The organism is Microbulbifer maximicatervae (SeqCode) (assembly GCF_052467325.1).
Map to the genome: position 1 here is coordinate 2,135,326 of NZ_CP174310.1, position 20,823 is coordinate 2,156,148.

Annotated in this window: 9 protein-coding genes; 2 read left to right on the top strand and 7 right to left on the bottom strand. The window is 45.8% G+C overall.

Features of this window, described 5'->3' with window-relative positions:
- Positions 1-306: 306 nt before the first annotated feature.
- Both ACJJIE_RS09745 and ACJJIE_RS09750 read right to left on the bottom strand, forming a co-directional pair.
- Positions 307-765: a hypothetical protein gene (locus ACJJIE_RS09745; protein ID WP_444894454.1), complete on the bottom strand. Its 459-nt coding sequence runs from the start codon at positions 763-765 to the stop codon at positions 307-309.
- Positions 755-8,227, bottom strand: coding sequence for an FG-GAP-like repeat-containing protein (locus ACJJIE_RS09750; RefSeq protein ID WP_444894455.1), 7,473 nt, complete (start codon positions 8,225-8,227; stop codon positions 755-757). Before ACJJIE_RS09750 ends, ACJJIE_RS09745 begins: the two co-directional genes overlap by 11 nt.
- A 717-nt stretch (positions 8,228-8,944) precedes the next feature.
- Here ACJJIE_RS09750 and ACJJIE_RS09755 point away from each other — a divergent pair.
- The gene (locus tag ACJJIE_RS09755) at positions 8,945-9,151 is read left to right on the top strand and encodes a hypothetical protein (RefSeq protein WP_444894456.1); all 207 of its coding nucleotides are present in this window, start codon (positions 8,945-8,947) and stop codon (positions 9,149-9,151) included.
- A 518-nt stretch (positions 9,152-9,669) separates the two neighbouring features.
- Here ACJJIE_RS09755 and ACJJIE_RS09760 read toward each other — a convergent pair.
- Entirely contained in the window at positions 9,670-9,909 is a 240-nt protein-coding gene (locus tag ACJJIE_RS09760; RefSeq protein WP_444894457.1) for a hypothetical protein, read from the bottom strand.
- Positions 9,910-10,261: 352 nt separating this feature from the next.
- Positions 10,262-10,609 (bottom strand): hypothetical protein, encoded by a 348-nt coding sequence (locus ACJJIE_RS09765; RefSeq protein ID WP_444894458.1) that lies wholly within the window; start codon positions 10,607-10,609, stop codon positions 10,262-10,264.
- Positions 10,610-11,166: 557 nt separating this feature from the next.
- Between ACJJIE_RS09765 and ACJJIE_RS09770 the strand changes: the two genes are divergently transcribed.
- Positions 11,167-11,523: a hypothetical protein gene (locus ACJJIE_RS09770; protein WP_444894459.1), complete on the top strand. Its 357-nt coding sequence runs from the start codon at positions 11,167-11,169 to the stop codon at positions 11,521-11,523.
- A gap of 253 nt (positions 11,524-11,776) precedes the next feature.
- On the opposite strand, the gene ACJJIE_RS09775 is transcribed toward ACJJIE_RS09770, so the two are convergent.
- The 3 genes from ACJJIE_RS09775 to ACJJIE_RS09785 form a co-directional block, all read right to left on the bottom strand.
- The gene (locus ACJJIE_RS09775; RefSeq protein WP_444894460.1) at positions 11,777-12,109 is read right to left on the bottom strand and encodes a hypothetical protein; all 333 of its coding nucleotides are present in this window, start codon (positions 12,107-12,109) and stop codon (positions 11,777-11,779) included.
- Between the two features lie 776 nt (positions 12,110-12,885).
- Complete coding sequence (locus ACJJIE_RS09780) at positions 12,886-13,254, bottom strand: hypothetical protein (RefSeq protein ID WP_444894461.1); 369 nt, start codon at positions 13,252-13,254, stop codon at positions 12,886-12,888.
- Positions 13,235-20,716 carry an RHS repeat-associated core domain-containing protein gene (locus ACJJIE_RS09785; protein WP_444894462.1) on the bottom strand — a complete coding sequence of 2,494 codons (7,482 nt, stop codon included), beginning with the start codon at positions 20,714-20,716 and terminating at the stop codon, positions 13,235-13,237. The genes ACJJIE_RS09780 and ACJJIE_RS09785 overlap by 20 nt, the downstream gene beginning before the upstream one ends.
- Positions 20,717-20,823: the final 107 nt, after the last annotated feature.

Sequence of the window (20,823 nt, forward strand, 5' to 3'; positions counted from 1 at the left end):
TTTGTTTTTATCTAAAGCCGCAATTTTTGAACCCAAAACCTGATTCTTAATACTTTCATTACGCCTTAGCATCAATCAAAGAAGTAAAAGCCGTAAGAAGTGCCTTCGGATCAGCTAGTACCTTTCACTCACTCAATTTATGGCGATCCTGGACCTGGCTCAATAGCGCCTAGCTGTGAACCACTGCCGAAATAGCCTCCAAAGATCGACGCCAGTAATACTACAAGCGCCTTTTTCCAATCTTTGGGGCTCTGGGTGTCTAGATTTGATTTCTATGGATACCCAAGACGACTATCAGGCGAGAATTTAATCACGCAAATTTAGACCTTGTTTAAAATACAAATATAGACAATCACTTGCCCCCATAAAACCTCCACGACCTATATTAATATTTTTCTCAGGCCAGATAAATTTCATGGGCAAACCTCCAAATTTGACAAGCTCACGATCATGAACCAGTCCAAGTTGTGCATAGAATATCCCCTTCGACTTTAGGTAGATACGAAGTTCCGCAACCTCACCCCCTACACGGATATTTCCAACCTCTACTTCAGAGAAGCAACCAGCAAACTCATCAAAGTACTTCGGCAACAATTCAAACTCTTTCCCTCTCACCTTGAAGACAACGCTTTCTATGTTTCTTGTATCAATGAGTTTTATGTTGTTAAAAAAATCCTGACGTGATTGCTTTACTGACCAAAATAAATAAAAAATCACAACAGAGAAGCATATGAAAAGAGCAAACTTAAGGGCTCTATTGTCCATTACTATCTCCAGTGGAAGATGTTCGTAAATCGTAATAATGACCAACTGCATCTCCCCAAAGACCTGCCAGAGGGTAATATACAGCTCTATATGCATCCACAAATACTGACAAATCGGTATTGAGTGCCTCACTGGGGTCACCGATAACTCCAACACCTGTCGCGGTCCTTACAGATGTCGCAGCTCCAGGAGCCGAGAATGAGAAGGTTACTTGAGTGCCAGTATAGCTAGGCAAGCTTAATTCACCTGGCTTTGTAAACGGCATTGAATGGGTCATTTCATATGATGCGTTAAAATAGGCATAATCTGCACTTACCCCGTTAATAGAATAAGCTCCTTCTAGAACATTAACAGGAGAATTAGGAATCCAACCAAACTCACCTCCTCCATCAGCATCATAAAAGTTTAAGCCTGATGAAATTAGATTCGCAACCTCGCCAGAAGCATACCAATTCCACGTTATTTGCCCAGAGGGTTGAACCCATGCAAATATTCCAGCAGCTCCAGCCCCCTCTGCTGGTCCAATACTTCCCCCCAGTGTAATACCCATATATGCAGTTGTACCAAGCCCACTGATTGTATTTTCTTCCTTTGGGGCCTCTACAGATCTGTTTGGTATTAGGTGTTTTTCAACCTCAGGTGAAAATACTCCTGCAAACGCGCCTTCATCAAACGGCTCCAACGTAATAGTTATATTGTCCTCATCATCACCAAAGGCTCCCCCTACCGCTCCCTCAGGGGCAGCAGCACCGGCAGTACCCAGCTGCGACCAGAAGTTGCCACCGGAAATATCTACTCCCGTGCCGGTGGCACCATAGGTAACGCCAACCTGGAATGAAATGCCGAGCCCTCCCAGCGCATCATCCAGAATTTCATTAGCATCATCGAAGAAATCATTGATGCCGTAGTAACCTGTGGGATCAACGACAGTTAGCGGGTTGCCTTTTACATAGCTATAGCGGTTATAGCCCTGGGTATCCTCAACTCCATCAATCATCGGGTCCGCTTGCAGGAAGCGGCCCAGGTTGGGATCGTAGATGCGGCCATTCATATGAATAATGCCGAGGGCATCCACCATCTCGTGGCCGGTAAAGCCGTGAGTGGTGATCTCGTTCAGGCTATCCATCAACTGGTAGTTGCTACCGATCAGGTCACTGATCTCCAGGGAATTCCAACCGCTATCGCGGCGCTTACCCCACGGATCGAAGGCCATACTCTGGCTTTCGAGCACATTGCCATTCTCATCCAGCACCACATCGGTAGAGCCAATATGGTCTGTGAGCAGGTAGCGTTCCGTTAGCGATTGCTGCTCATGGGCGCCGTTGGTTTCGTAGGTAAATACGGCACCGCCGGGCAGGTAACGCTTCCAGTGGTAGCTTCCTTCAGATTGATAATGTATCCGCTCTACGCCCCCCAGATAGAGAGTCGTAACCACCTCACCATCGGAGCGGGTATCAACACGCTGATAGCGGGCGCGATCCGGGCCATAGGTAAAGGCGGTGCTGTCACCACTCTGGGTATTGGTAATCAGGGACGGCTTATCGAAAGTGGTGTAGGTGAACGCCCTGCCGGTGCTGTCGGAAGTCAGGTTGCCATTGCTATCGTTGTAGGCGTAATCCACCCCGGCCGCTTTGGTAACTGCGTGGGGCTTGGCACTTTCATACAGATAAGCGGCACCATCTTTGCTGAGGATATTGCCGATACTGTCGTATTGATACTGGGTGTCAGTAGCGTCGGAGTTACAGCTACTGGTGCTGGTGGTATTGGCATTAACCTGCAACAGGCGGTTGAGGTTGTCGTAGCAGAAGGATTCCTTCTTGCCGGTGCGCTGGTTGTTGCGGCTTACCAGATTACCCACGGCATCCCAACCGTAAGCCATTTGCTGAACGGTAGTCGCAGATGCGGAGTTATCGGCCTTTTGCGACAACAGGCGTCCAGTGGCGCTATCGTAGCCATTACTAATACGAACACCGCCGCTATTGATATCAAAGTCCGTTACCTGGCCACGGCTATTGGAGCTGAGCACCCGGTAAACTTCACGCCCGGTATTCAGGTCGGTGACATATTCCAAAGCGCCGGTATTGGTGTAGTGCTCCTGGATACCACTGGTGATACCGTTTGCACCATTGGACACTTCGCCATCCAAAACATCGTACTGATATTGGGGCCGGCCGAAGTTATCGTACCCCACACTTGAGGCAAAAAACTCTTCATTCCCCACAGTGCCGAGGCCCGTTGCTACTGCGGTCTGCTGCCCCAGGGAGTTATATGAATAGATCGCACAATAGTGGGAGGTGCCAGTGTAGCACTGCTCATCATTGGCACTTGCTGACATGACGACAGCGGTCACTTTGCCGAGCGCATTGGCAACCGAAACACCAGCAGCATCTTTATCGTCGTAGTACCAGCGAGTATGACCCTCTTCACTGCCGGCAGCCGTGTAGTCGGTGCGACGCAGTGGGCGGCCGTAGTGATCGTACTCCGTTACTGTGCGCTGTTGTTTGCCATCTTCCTGTTCAACCAGCTCACCAAACGCATTGTAGGTGTAAGTCCAGTCACCCTTATCCGGGTCGGACATGGCCACTTTGCGGCCACGGGCATCATATTTGGCGCTAATGGTAATGCCCAGGTTTTCACCGGAGCGGCCGTGACTGATAACCTCAGTCACATTACCTACCGGGTCATACTGATATTCCACCGTGCCTTGGTAGTGATCCAGGATATAAACCGCTTCACCCAAGACGTTGGTTTTTTCCGTGCGATTCTGGCTACCTGGGTTAGTGCTGGTAGCCACCACCAGATTATTTTCCAGCGTCAGCTCGGAATTACTCACTGTATTGCTATCTGGCAGCTCTACAGAGGTGATTCTGGAGTTCAGATCGTAGTAATTGGTTGTCCAGTATTCGGCAACGGTGCCCTTGGTATAAGGTTCACTTTGTCGCTCAACCCGGCCCAGTTCGTCGTATTCCGTATCGGTAACAATAATCTGGCTTTGGGTGAGGCCGGTGGATTCCTGGCGCAACTGACGGCCCAGCATATCGAAATAGGTCGTGGAATAAGCCCCTGTTTCACTGGTGGTCAACACATAGGTGGCGGCATCGCTATGACTACACTCCGAACCACTACAGATTCCATATTCAGTAGTTACAGAGGGGGCGCCGTCGGTCGCTCTATAAATTTCACGCCCAAAGGCATCATATTTATAAGTCGTGGTTACATAACTAGAAGCCGAGGCATCCAGGTAAGTTCGGGTCTTGGTGGGCAGTCCCATATCATCGCGGCTCACCACTTCAGAGAGTAAGCGGCCATCAGCATCCCGGACTTTATCAACGTAGCGCTTTTCAGAGTCATACTCTGAGTAGGCTATGCGATTGGATTCACCCGTTGCGGACTTGGTAGTGCTTATACGATTTGCGTAATCGTCGTAATCATGAGTTGTCGTCAGCTTGATACTGTCGGCATCACCACCCGTGTAATCGGGCTCAATATACTCCGCTTTCAACAGGCCATACCTACTATCCCCTTCCGGATAGTAGTCAAAAGCCACTTTGCGGGTTTCCGAATCACTGCCTCGGGTTGTCGTAATTTCTGTACTGGTAACCCGGCCTTTCTCCCTGAGCCAATCATCCCCTTCGAACTTATTATCCTGATAAACCTTTTGTACCACACTGCCGGCAGCATTCTTAATAATGACAGTAGAGTCTTCAAGGTTACCGTAGTCATCGTAGCTGCTCTCGGTAACAACCGTTTTATATTTACTTCCCGCTTCAGCACCATCACTTTTCAGCAGATAAAACAATTCTGTAGAAGCTTCTACATAAGGCCAGTAAGGCGCGCTACTTTCCCCTTTCTTGGCTAGGGTATTTGACTGGCTGTAGAGCAGCTTACCCTGCGGGCTGTATTTTTTTACCGTTAGCGGCATTCCCGTAAAAGGGAATTCCTGGGCAAAAGTGGTGGTGGTGTAACCGATGCGACTATCTGTAACAGTGACTTCCTCAAAGCCCAAGTTACCACGGCCACCAGCCTGGAAGCGTAAACCTTCATATTTGTAGGTGGCTGTTTCCGTGTTGTTCGCATTGGATGCCATTGGCACGGAAAATTCGTGTTCGGACACAACATACACCGAGCCCGTAATATCAAATACCGGGAGATCCCAATCTAGAGAGCTAGCATCCTTACCCTTGGTATAGACACTGGTATCAGTTAATGGCTTATAGGTAAACTCGCTTTCTTCACCGTAACCGTGGGTGATCTTCTTGATGGTGTTATTGCCGGCGATGCTGGCTCCAGATTTATAGTACTTAATATTGTGGTTATTCTCACCATCATAGATTTGAATATATTCAAGATATCCATCACCATCGAGATCGCCAAACTCCCTATAGTGTTTATCACTGGTATCCGCCTCTATAGTCGTAGTGATGACACTGTCAAAACCACTGCCATTCCATAATTTAACTTTAAGGGTACCATCAGCCCAAACAATATCTAAATAACCATCAGAGTTGACATCTGTTAACTCTATAGTGTCTTTATTAATTTCTGAAAGAGAGGTGTTATTAGCAAATGAGCCCACATCTTCAATATAATAAAACCAATCCCCCTCATGATCTTGGAAGATCATATCAGTGAGGCCATCTTGGTTTAGATCAGCAGGTAAGAAATTATACTTTAGGGCATCGCCTGCAGAATCACCTACAGCAAGCATCCGGCTTGAATAGAGTTCTCCCGTCGTTGACTTTCTATGTGCCCTAAACCAATCATAAGAAGTTACATTGTTCTGCGTAACTTTGCCGGCATAAATAATTTCAGCAACACCATCCCCATCGCTATCCGTTAGTCGATGCGAGCTAACTGAATAAATTTCATACCCAGGGTCAAAATCTACACCGTCGGCATTAATGTCAAAGACTTTGGCAACCTCATCTGGCTCAGAGGAGTACGAAATCCCTCCTGAAGCTTTCGGCTTCGCATAAAAAATATCAAAGCCATCTTTGGAACTGGACACAGCGATAAGGTCTGCCAAACCGTCGCCAGTAATATCAGCATGCACTGACTGAACAGCATTATCTACATTTGCATCGAGAGTAATTTCTTCGCCGGTGAACCCTGTACCATCAAAAAGATTAACCTCCCATCCATTCTCAGTGGCATGGATCAAATCTAGCTGGCCATCTCCATCATAATCAATAAGGCTCCACATTTTCCGCTCAGTTTCACTGGACTTAAGCTTTGAGTCTAAAGTGGCCCATTGAGAACCATTAGACAAAGAGACCCTAAAGTACCTGTTATCACCCTCTCTATAAATCCAAACGTAGTCGGACCTACCATCGCCATCAACATCGGCAATCCTACCAGGATTAAATCTGTTGCCATTGCCAACAAAACTGCTATCTGTTATCAGCCCGCCATTATAAGAAAATACTTCTTCGCTATTCCATTCAAACTTTGCAGGCTGAAGGCAATAAGAGCCAACACATTCCTGAATACTACTTATACGGCTTATTGGCGCTCTATAAGTATATTTTGACTCGCTCAAGTATTTAATATTGTAAGTACGATACTCTTCATCACTGCTATAGACCTGAATACCAGTCAAGCGACGCTTTAATTCTGTCTCGCCCAACGCAAGTCTAGCGGGTATGGAATCAGGGCGATTTTCATAGGAGAACTGAATATATGAGTTAGCTTCACTTCCAGCCCCAAATGCATAACTGATTTCATCCAGCCTGTACCCATAAGAATCACTATCTATATAAGAATAAATAATCTTATTGTTTCCAGAGCTATCAACTACTTCCGTGAGAAAATAAGATTCATCTGTTTTCTGGGTATATGTATAAGTCTTACCATCTTTTGACTCCACCAAAAAAGAAGACGGATCTTCTCCATCATTTCCTTGGGCAGTAACCTTTCGAAAGCTATCTATTTCTGTTTTATAAACTGCACCTGCATCACCATAATCATAGCCATCAACCGCCATTAAGCGACGACCGTCCAGGCAAAACCTGTTCTTATCACGGCTTGCAAGAGAAATATCATCTTGAGCGATAGTGCTGACGCATTTCTGGATACTGGATAACCCAGATAAACTCCAACCATACCCCAACAATCCATTTCCAGCTTGACTGGAATAATTCAAGCCTAATTGTGGAGTAAGGCCACCAGAACCCTGCGGCACTTTAATAGGTATCATGTAGGAAGCGGCACCTGATGGAGTAACACCCGCTTTGCCATCCATGCGCCCTGCAAGATTCACCGTCTTTGTCTCAGGTTCGATTAGCTCCAACTCTGTTTCAGGCATACCGTCTTTAGAGATATAAGCAGAGTCAGCCAAGTATGAACTACCAGACTCAACAACAAGGTCATCTTCCCCATCGCCATCGATATCATCAATGTAAATATCGTTATTGCGATCATTGATCAACCCCGCCAGGGTTTCATTTTGGATATCATCAGCTGCAGTGGGGTAGCTAAACTGATCAACACCATAAACGATAAATGGCAATTCTCCATCTGATTCACCACGGAAAAGGAAATCAACCTGTCCATCGTTATCAAAATCACCTACCAGGTAATCAGTTCCGAAGGTAAGTTGGGCCGCATCAGCCAATAGGACTTCAGAAATATTTTCATATTCCAAAGAGTGGGAGTCCACACCTAGCCAAGTATTAACCTCAGAACCGTAAATGGTAAATATCGGATTTGGAGGCAACATGATAGGTGTATCAATGTCACCATGTAAAACAAGAAGCCTTTCATTACTGTAAAAGTGGTAGTCCAGTAAACCATCATTATTGTAGTCATCAACAAAGACGGCATAACCATACTTATCCAAGGAAAAGTCCGGGATAGATTCAGGCAAAGAAACCTCGATTTCTTCAGTCGTCCCCCCATCACTGCAAACATAGTTTCCAGTTCCGTAGGTACTGAATTTACAAGCCTGAACCTGGAATTCAATCCCGCCTGAGTGTTGCAGCTCAACACTCAGATGCTCCGACTGATCAGCATCTACCTCATCTAAATCCTGCCACGCACCAGAATCCACTCGAAACTCAACATCATAGTAATCTGAACCGGAAACTGGGCTCCAGGTGAGATCAATTGTATCGCCAAGCGTACCCTTTGAATCACTGGCAGAAACACTGGAGGGTGACGACAAGGCTTTAAGCACTTCAACAGTCTCAAAGTCAGTTATCTTGGGATCATCATCTGGATCTCCGATACCGGGCATGTAGTAAGCTGTTGCGCTATAGGTATAAACACCCTCACTATAGCCACTCACTTCAAGCTCATCGCCATAGTTAAGTGTCACTTCCCGGATTTGGCTGCCGCCTTGTCTCGATTCAACAATAGTCGTACTGCGTATATATTCCCAGTAAATACTAATGGTGTAGTCTCCATTTGATGAAGACTGTGATGGCGCGATAATAAAACCAGCATTTACTACAGACGCGGACATCAGGAGTGATACCGCCAAAATAAAGCAAATGAGCCATCGAGATATAATATTATTTACCGATGGGACAATATGACCCTGCACAACTAACCCCCAAATTCAACCAAACTTAACTCTTGGCGGCATCTTTATGCCACCTAACTGCCTTTTTAATATACGCCACTTTCTCTTACACAGCCCTCAGGCTATATAATTTGACAGCTACCAAACATGTACAATCTTACCAAAAATAAGAAATAAATTCTATTAATAATATTACCCCAATGATGCAGACACGACAAAAAAACAATATCTGTACGCACTCAATTAACTTAAGGCCGCTACTTACAACAGGACTACATATCGGGCCCACCCTTACCTGTATTTAATAATGATATTTCAAAACTAAAAGACCACCTTGCTTACAAGGTGCGCCCAGCCTTTAGCAATATCAGATACGCAAAGTTAAGCGCCTTACCCCGATCACATTAAAAAGGTTGCGATTTTATCAATGTCGCATTTTCGGGCCCGCATCAAAGAAGTATATTTAAACATCAAATCCAGTGACACAATGTAGGGATCACTTCAAAGTCCTGAATATAAAAATAGATATACTTTAACTCCCTGCCCCTACCTCGATGCTCGCAGATATTTCTTGATACAGCACTTTACCATCACTACATCTCCTGTAGTGTACGTAGGGTATTCCTTGTGGGAAAGATACTCAATCTGGGAAAAGCTATGAGCAGTAGTGTCACTGAACTGAAGCCAGAACACAAAAGTGAACAATCCAAAGACCTACTGCCATTTGTAGGAGGCGAACGCCTTAATATGCCTAACGGGGCACCCTTTCAATTGGAGCTCTACCAAGAGCTGGTGGACCGGAGCAGTCGGCATTTAGATCCCCGAAAGCGCGGCTCCATTTCTGAGAACGCAACCATCCTCTAACGCCTGGGCATACCACCAAAACATGGTTGTATCTCAATCGTAATTTTGAATACTGCTTTAATGGCTTGATTGGATCAGCAGAGACTGTGCGATAAGCTTGCACAAGCTCGGGAAGCGCTGGGTACACGGTATCAGAATTGCCAACGCTACCTTTCTGGTGCACCCTGCTAATTCCGACTCCCTGCCACTGCCTTTATTCCTTTCAGATTTTACCCAAAATCCTAATTTTCGAATCCGAAGTATAATACTTGCCCCTTGCATTACACTTCAGCATCAACTTAAGGAAAGCCATTTATCAAGGGGTATGCCTGCATCTCAGATACTCCCTACCCTATCTATGGGTGCCCCGAATTCACATATAGTGTCAATTTATGGGCCTTAAATAAATAATTAGAAATTCATAGTGCTTAGGTTTAAAGCAAGCTGAAATTATCGCTAAAGATCGGCGCCAGCAATACTGCTAGCACTTCTCTTAAATTAATGTATGTCTAGATTTCCATAAACGACAACTGCTAAAACTATTTGTTCATTCTCCCCATAACGAATGGGAAGTAAAAAAATACAAAACCCGCAATTAAAATATTTACACCACTTTCTTCCAATACGCCCATTTTAAACAAAGCCAATGGTAATGCAGAGGCAATAATTGTCAAAAGCACAACAATAAGTAAGAAGCTTCCTCGTTGAAGGTGGCTTTTTACTAAAAACAAAAACAGCCTGAACAGCACAATAGCAAAAATTAGTACCCCAGTATCCATCTTACTTCCCATCTAGCGCATCGATAATAGTTCTAGTGTTTGCCCCGCCTTCGACCCGAAAAGTAGTCGCAATTGCCTGCCTATAAGACGACTCATAGCATCCTGGAACACCTTTATACCAGCTCGAATTATATGGTGTTCCATATGAGCCTACCTGAGCCACACTACGAATCAGCCCAAAACCAGACATGCGCAAGTCTAGGCCAGTATTTATTAATATCCTCGCTGTACACCCTGCCACCAATTAAAGAAAAACCCAGTCGTCAAGGGAGGCACCTACACCTCAGCTAGCCCCCTACCCTTATCTATGGATGTCCCGAATTCACTTATCTGAGCTTGACTTATCTCTGCGTTATTTAGAGTTATAACCTTCCAACATATTGACCACTTTATTTACATGAATTGTACCCGCAAATGCACCTCCATGCCCCCGATCAGCAGCATCAAATACCCCACGGATTAAAACATATTTTCCATCATAGCTCTCCAGCTCATGAATAGAATCTGCACCCTGACCTATGGAGCCTCCATATATTGTATTCTCAGATTCCTGAGCCCAAATTGAATTTTCTGTCAACCTCCCTTCAGCCAAACTTTTACTTAGAAATAGCGCTCTACTTTCATTACGAATACGCAAATAACCTCTAACTATAATTTCTTCACCATCGAAACTTGACGGGCTATTTATGATCTCAATCATGGAAACACTCTTTAAATATTTCGAACCACAGCCAGTCAAGATAACTAACCCAACACATATAATTATGAATCTAAAAAAAAACATTGTGAAACTCTCCTTCTAAACCTAATCTTTAACCCTAGCATTTCTTTTTACTATAGAAAAAATAAAACAACCCAGCCTCATTCGAATATATAAAATACTTTCTCGTAAGGCTATCATAGTTCAAGCCTCCTTGATCACAGTGAGATGGGAAAGCTCAACGAGCTTGTCGCCCCCTGGAGGGAAGGATCTATGAATATCAGCTGGTTTATGCGCGGTTATCGCTCACCAGCTTAATGCGGGAGGTAACTACGCAGACTGCTTTTTGGAGGGGTGTTTTAAGCCCCAAGCTTTACTGGACGAGAGAGCCCTAACCACCTGCATGACTTATATCGATCTCAATCCTATCCTAGCCAAAAATGGCGAAAACCCCAGAAGACTCCAGTCACACTTCCATTCAATAGCGAATTCATGATGCAACCTCAGGTGAACAACCCAAAGACCTACTGCCATTTGTAGGAGGCGAACGCCTTAATATGCCTAACGGACTACCCTTTCAATTGGAACACTACCTGGAGCTAGTGGGCTGGATTGGTCGACATTTAGATCCCAGAAAGCGCGGCTCCATTTCTGAGAAGGCTCCCCTATACTCGAACGCCTGGGTACACCACCAAAATACTGGTTGTATCTCAGTCGTAATTTTGAATACCGCTTTAATGGCCTGGCTGGATCAGCAGAGACTGTACGACCAAGCTCGGGAAATGCTGGGTACACGACATCAGCAACTGCCAACGCTACCTTTCTGCGACACCCTGCAAATTCCGACTTCCTTCCACTGCCTTCATTCCTTTCAGATTTTACCTAAAACCCTAATTTTCGAATCCGAAGCATAATGCTTGACTCTTTCATTACGCCTTAGCATCAATTTAGAAAAAACCAGTCACCAAGGGGAATAGCCGTGCCTCAGCTCACCCCCTACCCTTATCTAGGGTGTCCTGAATTCAATATCGTTTCCAAATTCGTCATTTTGCGCCTTGAGTGAAACTCTCCACTACTTCATAACGCTTAGCTCTGAACCAAGTTGAAATGGCCGCTAAAGATCAGCGCCAGCAATACCGCCAGCGCCTTTCTCCAATCTATGGGTGTCTAGATTTGACTTTCCTTATCGCTTATTTCTAAACCTTGTTTGAAGTATAGATATAAACAATCACTTGAGCCCATAAACTCACCGCGCCCAATGTCAATTTTTTTCGCAGGCCAAATAAATTCCATAGGTAAGCCACCAAACTTTATAAGTTCACGATCATGAACCAAGCCCAGTTGAGCATGGAAGAATCCGCTCGGTTTTAGATTGATACGCAGCTCCGCAACCTCTCCTCCTGAACGAATACGCTTGACACTTGCCCTTAAAAAACAACTAGCAAATTCATCATAATACTCTGGCAAAAGCTCATATTTTTGCCCTCTCGCCATAAACACAACAGCTTCTATGCTTTCCGCATCAATGAGCTTAGTACTATCAAAAAACTCCTACCGAGACTGCTTTGACGACAAAGACAAGTAAGAAATCACAGCAAAAAAACCTATAAGAAGTGAAAACTTCAAAGGTTTACTATTCATTATCTCCCCCTGAAAAAGAGGTTCGAATATCGTAGTAATGACCAACTGCATCTTGCCCTACCCGCATGCACTACAACCGGCGCCCCAATACTTGAAGAAACTCCACTCCATCATGCAGCCTCTCCCATTATTCATTTGCGTGAAAATCAGGGCGAGATACAGCTTTTACCGCAACACCCTCGATTAGCTTTGGTCTGTAGAAAAAGTTAGTCCCAAGTCAGCCATAGCCTTATACATCCTAAGTTGTGTAGGTGCCATATCTGGAATCACGCCCCTTACACTTAAACGGCTGTGTATAGCACCGAGACATTAGCTCCACGCTGATTAAGACTTTGAAAGCTGATTTAAAGACCTAGTGGGATTTACAACAAGCCTGCATTCACCTCGATAAACACTGGGCACTGGGTATAAGCGATTGCTGGCGTCTCCTTTCTACTGCCCCCAGCTAACTCCCACTCGATTTCCCAACACTCTCCCTACTGCTTGTATCCTAATTCAGCATTTCAAGCTCTAAGTGAAACTCTTCAGGGATTCATAGTGCTTAGATCTAAAGTAAAAGAAATTACCGCTAAAGATCGGCGCCAGTAATACTGCCAGCGCCTTTCTCTTATCTATAAATATCTAGATTTGTTCATTCAAAGAATAGGCCCTATATCTCTTCCATTATTGAAATAAAGTAAATTTCCCTTTTCATCTACTACAGGTTCACCTGTAATCCGCACATATTGCCCCTCCTCAATGTCTTCCCGAGACTCCTCGCTCACAATAACCCGGATAGCATTAGGTATGACAAGATTTTCATACTGCTCTATTGACATAAAAATATACCCACGGCCGCTCTCACCAATACTTAAAACACCGGCTATTTCTATAGTTCTGCCTTTATACTTTTCAGGAGAGGCGGCAAGTTGTATGAAACTAACCTCATCCGTCATTATATCCAGGCCAAAAGCACTGACAGATATAAGAAAAAAGAGTAAAACGCTAGTTAATCTTGTAAACATACGGCTCCCCTCTTGATTTCATCACTTTATATTTAAATTGTTTAATTTGCTTGCTGGTCATCAGAACGCCTAGTTGACTTTGCATTGAGTCACTCATCTTTTTATAGTCAAACTTCTCTAGCCCAGCCTGACTGGACAAGTAACCATTTGTTGCATTTGTCAAATTCGGATAAACATCCCACTCCCAAAAAGTGTTACTTGACTCTGGGTGTGTATGCCACCTACCTCTATACCCCGCTCGCCATGGAGTCTTTGTGCCAATGTCAACTTTATTTGCATAATAGTCGGTTGTTATTTCCTTAAAACCAAATTCTTTATTGTCATAAACTCTGATGGCCGCGCCTAGCTCAACACCATAATCTACAGATAGCTGATAAGCATTGGCATGCAGCCATTTTGCCACAGCATCAGGAGTACCCTGAAAGCCCTTTCCTGCGTATTTGTTGAGATCTGAAATTTTCGCATCTAGCGCAGCTCTTTCTTCACCACTTAACCCAGCTGAACGCCCGACTGGCGCATCTCCCTCACCTATACGACCGTCTAGACCATAAGACTTGATTAGGTAAAGTAGAGCTTCTTCACTAACAGTTGAGTCAAAACCTCCACGCCCCTGTGCCGAATACTCATAAAATTCAACACTATCGTTGTTATCCCTGGCAAAGGTCGCAGAAGAAGCCCCCTCTGGTGCCTGGGCACCACCTGCGCCCTGTGGAGCCCAGAAACCCGCATGGTCCGGATTCTGGCCGATGCTAAAACTATAATTGCCATTCGAATCGGTACCCACCTGAACACCCCTACGAGTAATACTATCCCAGACCTCTTTAGTATCCTTTTTAAAGTCTCCCCAGCTATAGTAACCAGTAGGGTCAGTCAAGGTCAGCGGGTTGCCTTTTACATAGCTATAGCGGTTATAGCCCTGGGTATCCTCAACTCCATCAATCATCGGGTCCGCTTGCAGGAAGCGGCCCAGGTTGGGATCGTAGATACGGCCATTCATATGAATAATACCGAGGGCGTCCACCATCTCGTGGCCGGTAAAGCCGTGAGTGGTGACCTCATTCAGGCTATCCATCAGCTGGTAACTGCTGCCAATCAGGTCACTGATCTCCAGGGAGTCCCAATCACTATCGCGGCGCTTACCCCAAGGATCGAAGGCCATACTCTGGCTTTCGAGCACATTGCCGTTTTCATCCAGCACCACATCGGTAGAGCCAATATGGTCTGTGAGCAGGTAGCGTTCCGTTAGGGATTGCTGCTCATAGGCGCCGTTGGTTTCGTAGGTAAATACAGCACCGCCGGGCAGATAGCGCTTCCAGTGGTAGCTTCCTTCAGATTGATAATGAATCCGCTCTACGCCACCCAGATAGAGGGTGGTGACCACCTCACCATCGGAGCGGGTGTCGACACGCTGATAGCGGGCGCGATCCGGACCATAGGTAAAGGTGGTGCTGTCACCACTCTGGGTATTGGTAATCAGGGACGGCTTGTCGAAAGTGGTGTAAGTGAACGCCCTGCCGGTGCTATCGGAAGTCAGGTTGCCATTGCTATCGTTGTAGGCGTAATCCACCCCGGCTGCCTTGGTAACGGCGTGAGGCTTGGCACTTTCATACAGATAGGCTGCACCATCTTTGCTGAGGATATTGCCGATACTGTCGTATTGATACTGGGTACCTGTGGCATTGGGATTACAGCTACTGGTGCTGGTGGTATTGGCATTAACCTGCAACAGACGGTTAAGGTTGTCGTAACAGAAGGACTCCTTCTTGCCGGTGCGCTGGTTATTGCGGCTTACCAGATTGCCCACGGCATCCCAACCGTAAGCCATTTGCTGAACGGTAGTCGCAGATGCGGAGTTATCAGCCTTTTGCGACAACAGGCGTCCGGTGGCGCTATCGTAGCCATTACTAATACGAACACCGCCGCTATTGATATCAAAGTCCGTTACCTGGCCACGGCTATTGGAGCTGAGCACCCGGTATACTTCACGTCCGGTATTCAGGTCGGTGACATATTCCAAAGCGCCGGTATTGGTGTAGTGCTCCTGGATACCGCTAGTGATACCGTTTGCACCATTGGACACTTCGCCATCCAAAACATCGTACTGATACTGGGGGCGGCCGAAGCTGTCGTACCCCACACTTGAGGCAAAAAACTCTTCATTCCCCACAGTGCCGAGGCCCGTTGCTACTGCGGTCTGCTGCCCCAGGGAGTTATATGAATAGATCGCACAATAGTGGGAGGTGCCAGTGTAGCACTGCTCATCATTGGCACTTGCTGACATGACGACAGCGGTCACTTTGCCGAGCGCATTGGCAACCGAAACACCAGCAGCATCTTTATCGTCGTAGTACCAGCGGGTATGACCCTCTTCACTGCCGGCAGCCGTGTAGTCGGTGCGACGCAGTGGGCGGCCGTAGTGATCGTACTCCGTTACTGTGCGCTGTTGTTTGCCATCTTCCTGTTCAACCAGCTCACCAAACGCATTGTAGGTGTAAGTCCAGTCGCCCTTATCCGGGTCAGACATGGCCACTTTGCGGCCACGGGCATCGTATTTGGCGCTAATGGTAATGCCCAGGTTTTCACCGGAGCGGCCGTGACTGATAACCTCTGTCACATTACCTACCGGGTCATACTGATATTCCACCGTGCCTTGGTAGTGATCTTGGATATAAACCGCTTCACCCAGGACATTGGTTTTTTCCGTGCGATTCTGGCTACCTGGGTTAGTGCTGGTAGCCACCACCAGATTATTTTCCAGCGTCAGCTCGGAATTACTCACTGTATTGCTATCTGGCAGCTCTACAGAGGTGATTCTGGAGTTCAGGTCGTAGTAATTGGTTGTCCAGTATTCGGCCACGGTGCCCTTGGTATAAGGTTCACTTTGTCGCTCAACCCGGCCCAGTTCGTCGTATTCCGTATCGGTAACAATAATCTGGCTTTGGGTGAGGCCGGTGGATTCCTGGCGCAACTGGCGGCCCAGCATATCGAAATAGGTCGTGGAATAAGCCCCTGTTTCACTGGTGGCCACCACATAGGTGGCAGCATCGCTGTGACTACACTCTGAACCACTACAGATTCCATATTCGGTAGTTACCGAGGGTGCACCGTCAGTCGCCCTGTAAGTTTCACGGCCAAAGGCATCATATTCGTAAGTCGTGGTTACATAGCTAGAAGCCGAGGCATCCAGGTAAGTTCGGGTCTTGGTGGGCAGCCCCATATCATCGCGACTCACCACTTCAGAGAGCAAGCGATTATCAGAATCCCTTACCTTATCGACGTAGCGCTTATCCGCATCATATTCTGAGTAGCTTGTACGACTCGGCTCTGAAGCTTGCTCAGTTGCTTTTTTAGTTGTGCTTAACCGATTTGCATAATCGTCGTAGGTGTAGGTCGTCGACAGCTTAATTTCAGCGGCGTCCTCACCACTGTATTCGGGCTCAATATGCTCTGCTTTTAGTAAGCCATACTGACTTCCGCCCTCCGGGTAATACTCAAAAGATACTTCTCGAGTCTCTACATCACTGCCGCGAGTAGTGGTAATTTTAGTACTGGTAACCCGTCCTTTTTCTCGGTACCAGGTCTCCCCATCGAACCCATTCTCTTGAACAACTTTTTGTACTACACCACCTGCAGCATTTTTGGTACTTACCGTGGACTCTTCGAGATTGCCATAATCATCATAAGTGTTTTCAGTAACCACGGTTTTGTACTTACTACCTGCGGCAGCGCCATCACTCTTGAGCAAGTAGAAAACTTCTGTAGATTCTTCGGTATACGGCCAATAGGGCGCTGTAGAGCTTCCACGCTTGGCGAGCGTATTGGCTTGACTATAGAGCAGCTTACCTTGAGGTGTGTACCTCTTAACACTCAAAGGCATCCCGATATAGGGAAATTCTTGAGCGAAAGTTGTTGTGGTATACCCTGTGCGGCTATCTGTCGTGGTTATTTTCTCAAAACCCAAACTACCGCGACCGCCACCCTGGAAGCGCAGGCCTTCATAGTTATAGGTAAGTTGCTCAGTATTATTGGCGCTGGAAGCCGTGGGCATGGAAAACTCAAGCTGAGAGACTATGTAGCTGGTTCCACCAATATCAAATACGGGAGACTCGTAATCGAGCAGCGCAGCTCCCTGCCCTTTTACATAAACACTCGTATCCGTTAACGGCTTATATGTGAAAGTGGATTCTTCGCCCAAGCCACCATTTACCGCTTTAATAACATTGTTAGCCGAATATGAAGCATTTGGCGCATAAAAGTTCACGTAGTGATTGCTTTCACCATCGTAAATCCGTGCATATTCCTGGAATCCATCTCCATTTATATCGGCGTAAGTTGCGTGAATACTATCACCAGAGCCAGCCGATATACTTGTTTCAATAACGCCATCAAAGCCGCTGCCATTCCACAACTTAACTTTTAACTGGTCTCCAGGCCAAACGATATCTAGAAACCCATCATGATTGAAATCAACCAGCTGAACCTTTTTCCCTGTCACTTCTGACAAGGCAATGTAGTTATCTAAATCACCGTCATCCGACAAGGTATAAGACCAATCATCATTTTCATCCTTCAGGATCATATCCGTCAGGCCATCATGATTAAGGTCTGCTGGAAGCCAGATATAATTATGGGTGTTCGCCTGCTCCCAGTTGAAACCTGAAAATGAACTCGATGAGAGAGTAACTGTTCTCCAACCCCTATAGGTTTTATCACACTTATAAATAACAGGTACTAGGAATTCTGTGCGACCATCCCCATCGGAATCAATAACTTCCATAGAGTGTAAATCGCCAACCTCTACAGAAGAATTACAATCCTGATTTGAGCTATCCGTTATGGCAATAGATTTACTAGGGCTGGTCGGATAAGAAACCACCCCGTTTTGCCCTCTTTGAGCGTAATAGAAACTGATACCCTTTTTATCGGTATCCCTGATAATAAGATCACCTAAGCCGTCACCGGTAATATCAGATAAGACACTTTGAGTACCCGCTCCAGAAGGAATGATCTCTGTTGCCGTCGAAGAAAATTTAGTGCCGTCAAACAGCCTCACAGCCCAACTGTTATCACTCTGTCGATGAATGAAATCTAATTGACCATCACCATCGTAATCCAACAGATTCCAGTCATAACGCAGGTAGTAATAGGCTCTTATTGAGTGGTTGGTGTCCTGAACATTCCACTTCTCGCCATCTGACAAAGCAACCTGTAGGTATCGCTCTTCATCACTGTTCTTATAGAACCAAATATAATCGTCCATTCCATCGCCATTCAAGTCAGCAACACGCCCAGGCTGGAACCTGTTGGCATTGGAATGGAACTTCATGGTTGTATATTCTGTGGAACTAAATCCAAGGGCGTCTACTACCTGCCAGTCAAAAGTCGTTGCCTCTGAACAACTATTCCCAACACACTGTTGAATACTGTATAGGCGACTTAGGGGAGGGTTTTCAGTGCTTGGCGATTCATATAAGTAGCCAAGGTTATACTCCCTGAAACTAGCGTCATTATTAGTAATAGAGATCGCCTTAAGGCGGCGTTTCAATGGGTAATCACCCACCATGAGGTTCTCGGGAACAAAGTCCAAGCGACTCTCGTACTCAAACTGAATAACTGCATTTGCTTCAGAGCCAGTGCCAAAAGCATACTCTATGCGGTCAATCCTGAAGCCATTACTATCTTCTATGTAATAGTATTCTATGGCGTTATTGCCCGAACTATCGTAAAGCTTATCGAGGACAAATGAGTCGCCCCCACTGTTAACTGTGTAGTAAGCGGTCTCACCACCTTTGGTCGTTACCTCAAATCCTGTAATACTGCCGCTGCCAGTAGCCTTAAAGGTGCGGAAGCTATTTAGTTCAGTCGCATAAGTAGAATTAACAGATCCGTAGCTACCACTAGTAATAACCAAACGCTGTCCATCCACACAGAAGCGGTCTTTTTCACCAAGCAGCACCTCTGAGTCATCATGCACTAAGGTCCGATGGCAATAACGGATAACAGAAAGGCCTGAGATTCCCCAACCTAACCCCATTAAGCCATTTCTACCTTGGCTAGAATAGCCAAGGGACAGTTCGGGAGTATGGCCACCTGAACCTTGAGGAAGTTCTAACTGCAAATTATAGGTTGCAGCCCCAGAAGGGGAGACGGCTGCAGTACCTGAGAGACTACCAGCAATATTTGCATTTTCCAGCTCAGGCTCAATAAGTTCAGTTTCTGTGGTAGGCATGCCAGAAACTGATAAGTAGGCGGTATCTGCTATTAGACTACTTCCAGAATCAATAATAAGGTCATCTGATCCATTACCACCTACATCATCAATGTAAATACTATTACTACGATCATTAACCAACCCTGCCAAGGTTTCATTTTCAATATCGTCAGCTGCAGAGGGGTAGCTGAACTGATTAATACCATAAACAATGAATGGCAATTCCCCATCTGATTCACCACGGAACAGGAAATCAACCTGTCCATCGTTATCAAAATCACCTACCAGGTAATCAGTTCCGAAGGTTAGTTGGACCGCGTCAGCCAATAGGACTTCAGAAATATTTTCGTATTCCAGATAATGGGTATCCCCATCAAACCAAGTTCTAGGCTCGGAACCATAAATAGTAAAGATTGGGTTGGGGGGCAACGTAATAGGAGTGGCAATGTCACCATGTAAAATGAGAAGCCTTTCACTACTGTAAAAGTGATAATCCAAGAAACCGTCACTGTTGTAGTCATCAACAAAGACGGCATAGCCGTAGTTATCCAATGAGAAATCTAGAGCAGATATAGGCAAAGAGACATCAATTGCCTCAGACTCCTCACCGCTACTACAGATATAATTCCCAGTGCCGTAATTACTGAATTTACACGCCTGTACCTGAAATTCTACCGACCCTGCGTGTAGCAGCTCAACACTCAGAGATTTAGGCTGATCGGAATCCACCTCATCTAGATCCTGCCATACGCCAGAATCCACTCGAAACTCTATATCGTAGTAATCTGCGCCAGAAACCGCACTCCAAGTGAGATCAATTGTATCGCCGAGCGTACCTGCGGAATCGCTAATAGAAGCACTAGAGGGGGATGACAAGGCTTTGAGTACTTCAGTGCTATCCGTGTAAGTGACATCCCTACCGGTATTTGTTTCATCTATCAGCTTAACTGTAGCCAGATAGGTATAAACACCCTCACTATAGCCACTCACGTCAAGATCTTCGCCATAAGCAAGGGTTACTTCCCGGATTTGCCCCTCACCCTGCTTTGACTCCTTGATCGTTATATGTTCTATATATCCCCAGTTTACTTTAACCGTATAGCTGCCACTTGAGGATTGTGATGGGGCATAAATATAGTATTGTGCGTTTGCAATCGCTGAGATTGCCATCAAGCACATTATTAACACCAACTGAACTAACCGGCCAGCCGATACCCGACCGAACTCTACCATTGAAGCAAAATCTCTCACTACTCCCCCAACCCCGATCAAATTTAGCGCCTAGTGATGATTCGATGCTTTAATACAGCCTTATTTATGTAAGCCCAATATTTAGCGGTATCAGCATCACAAAATTA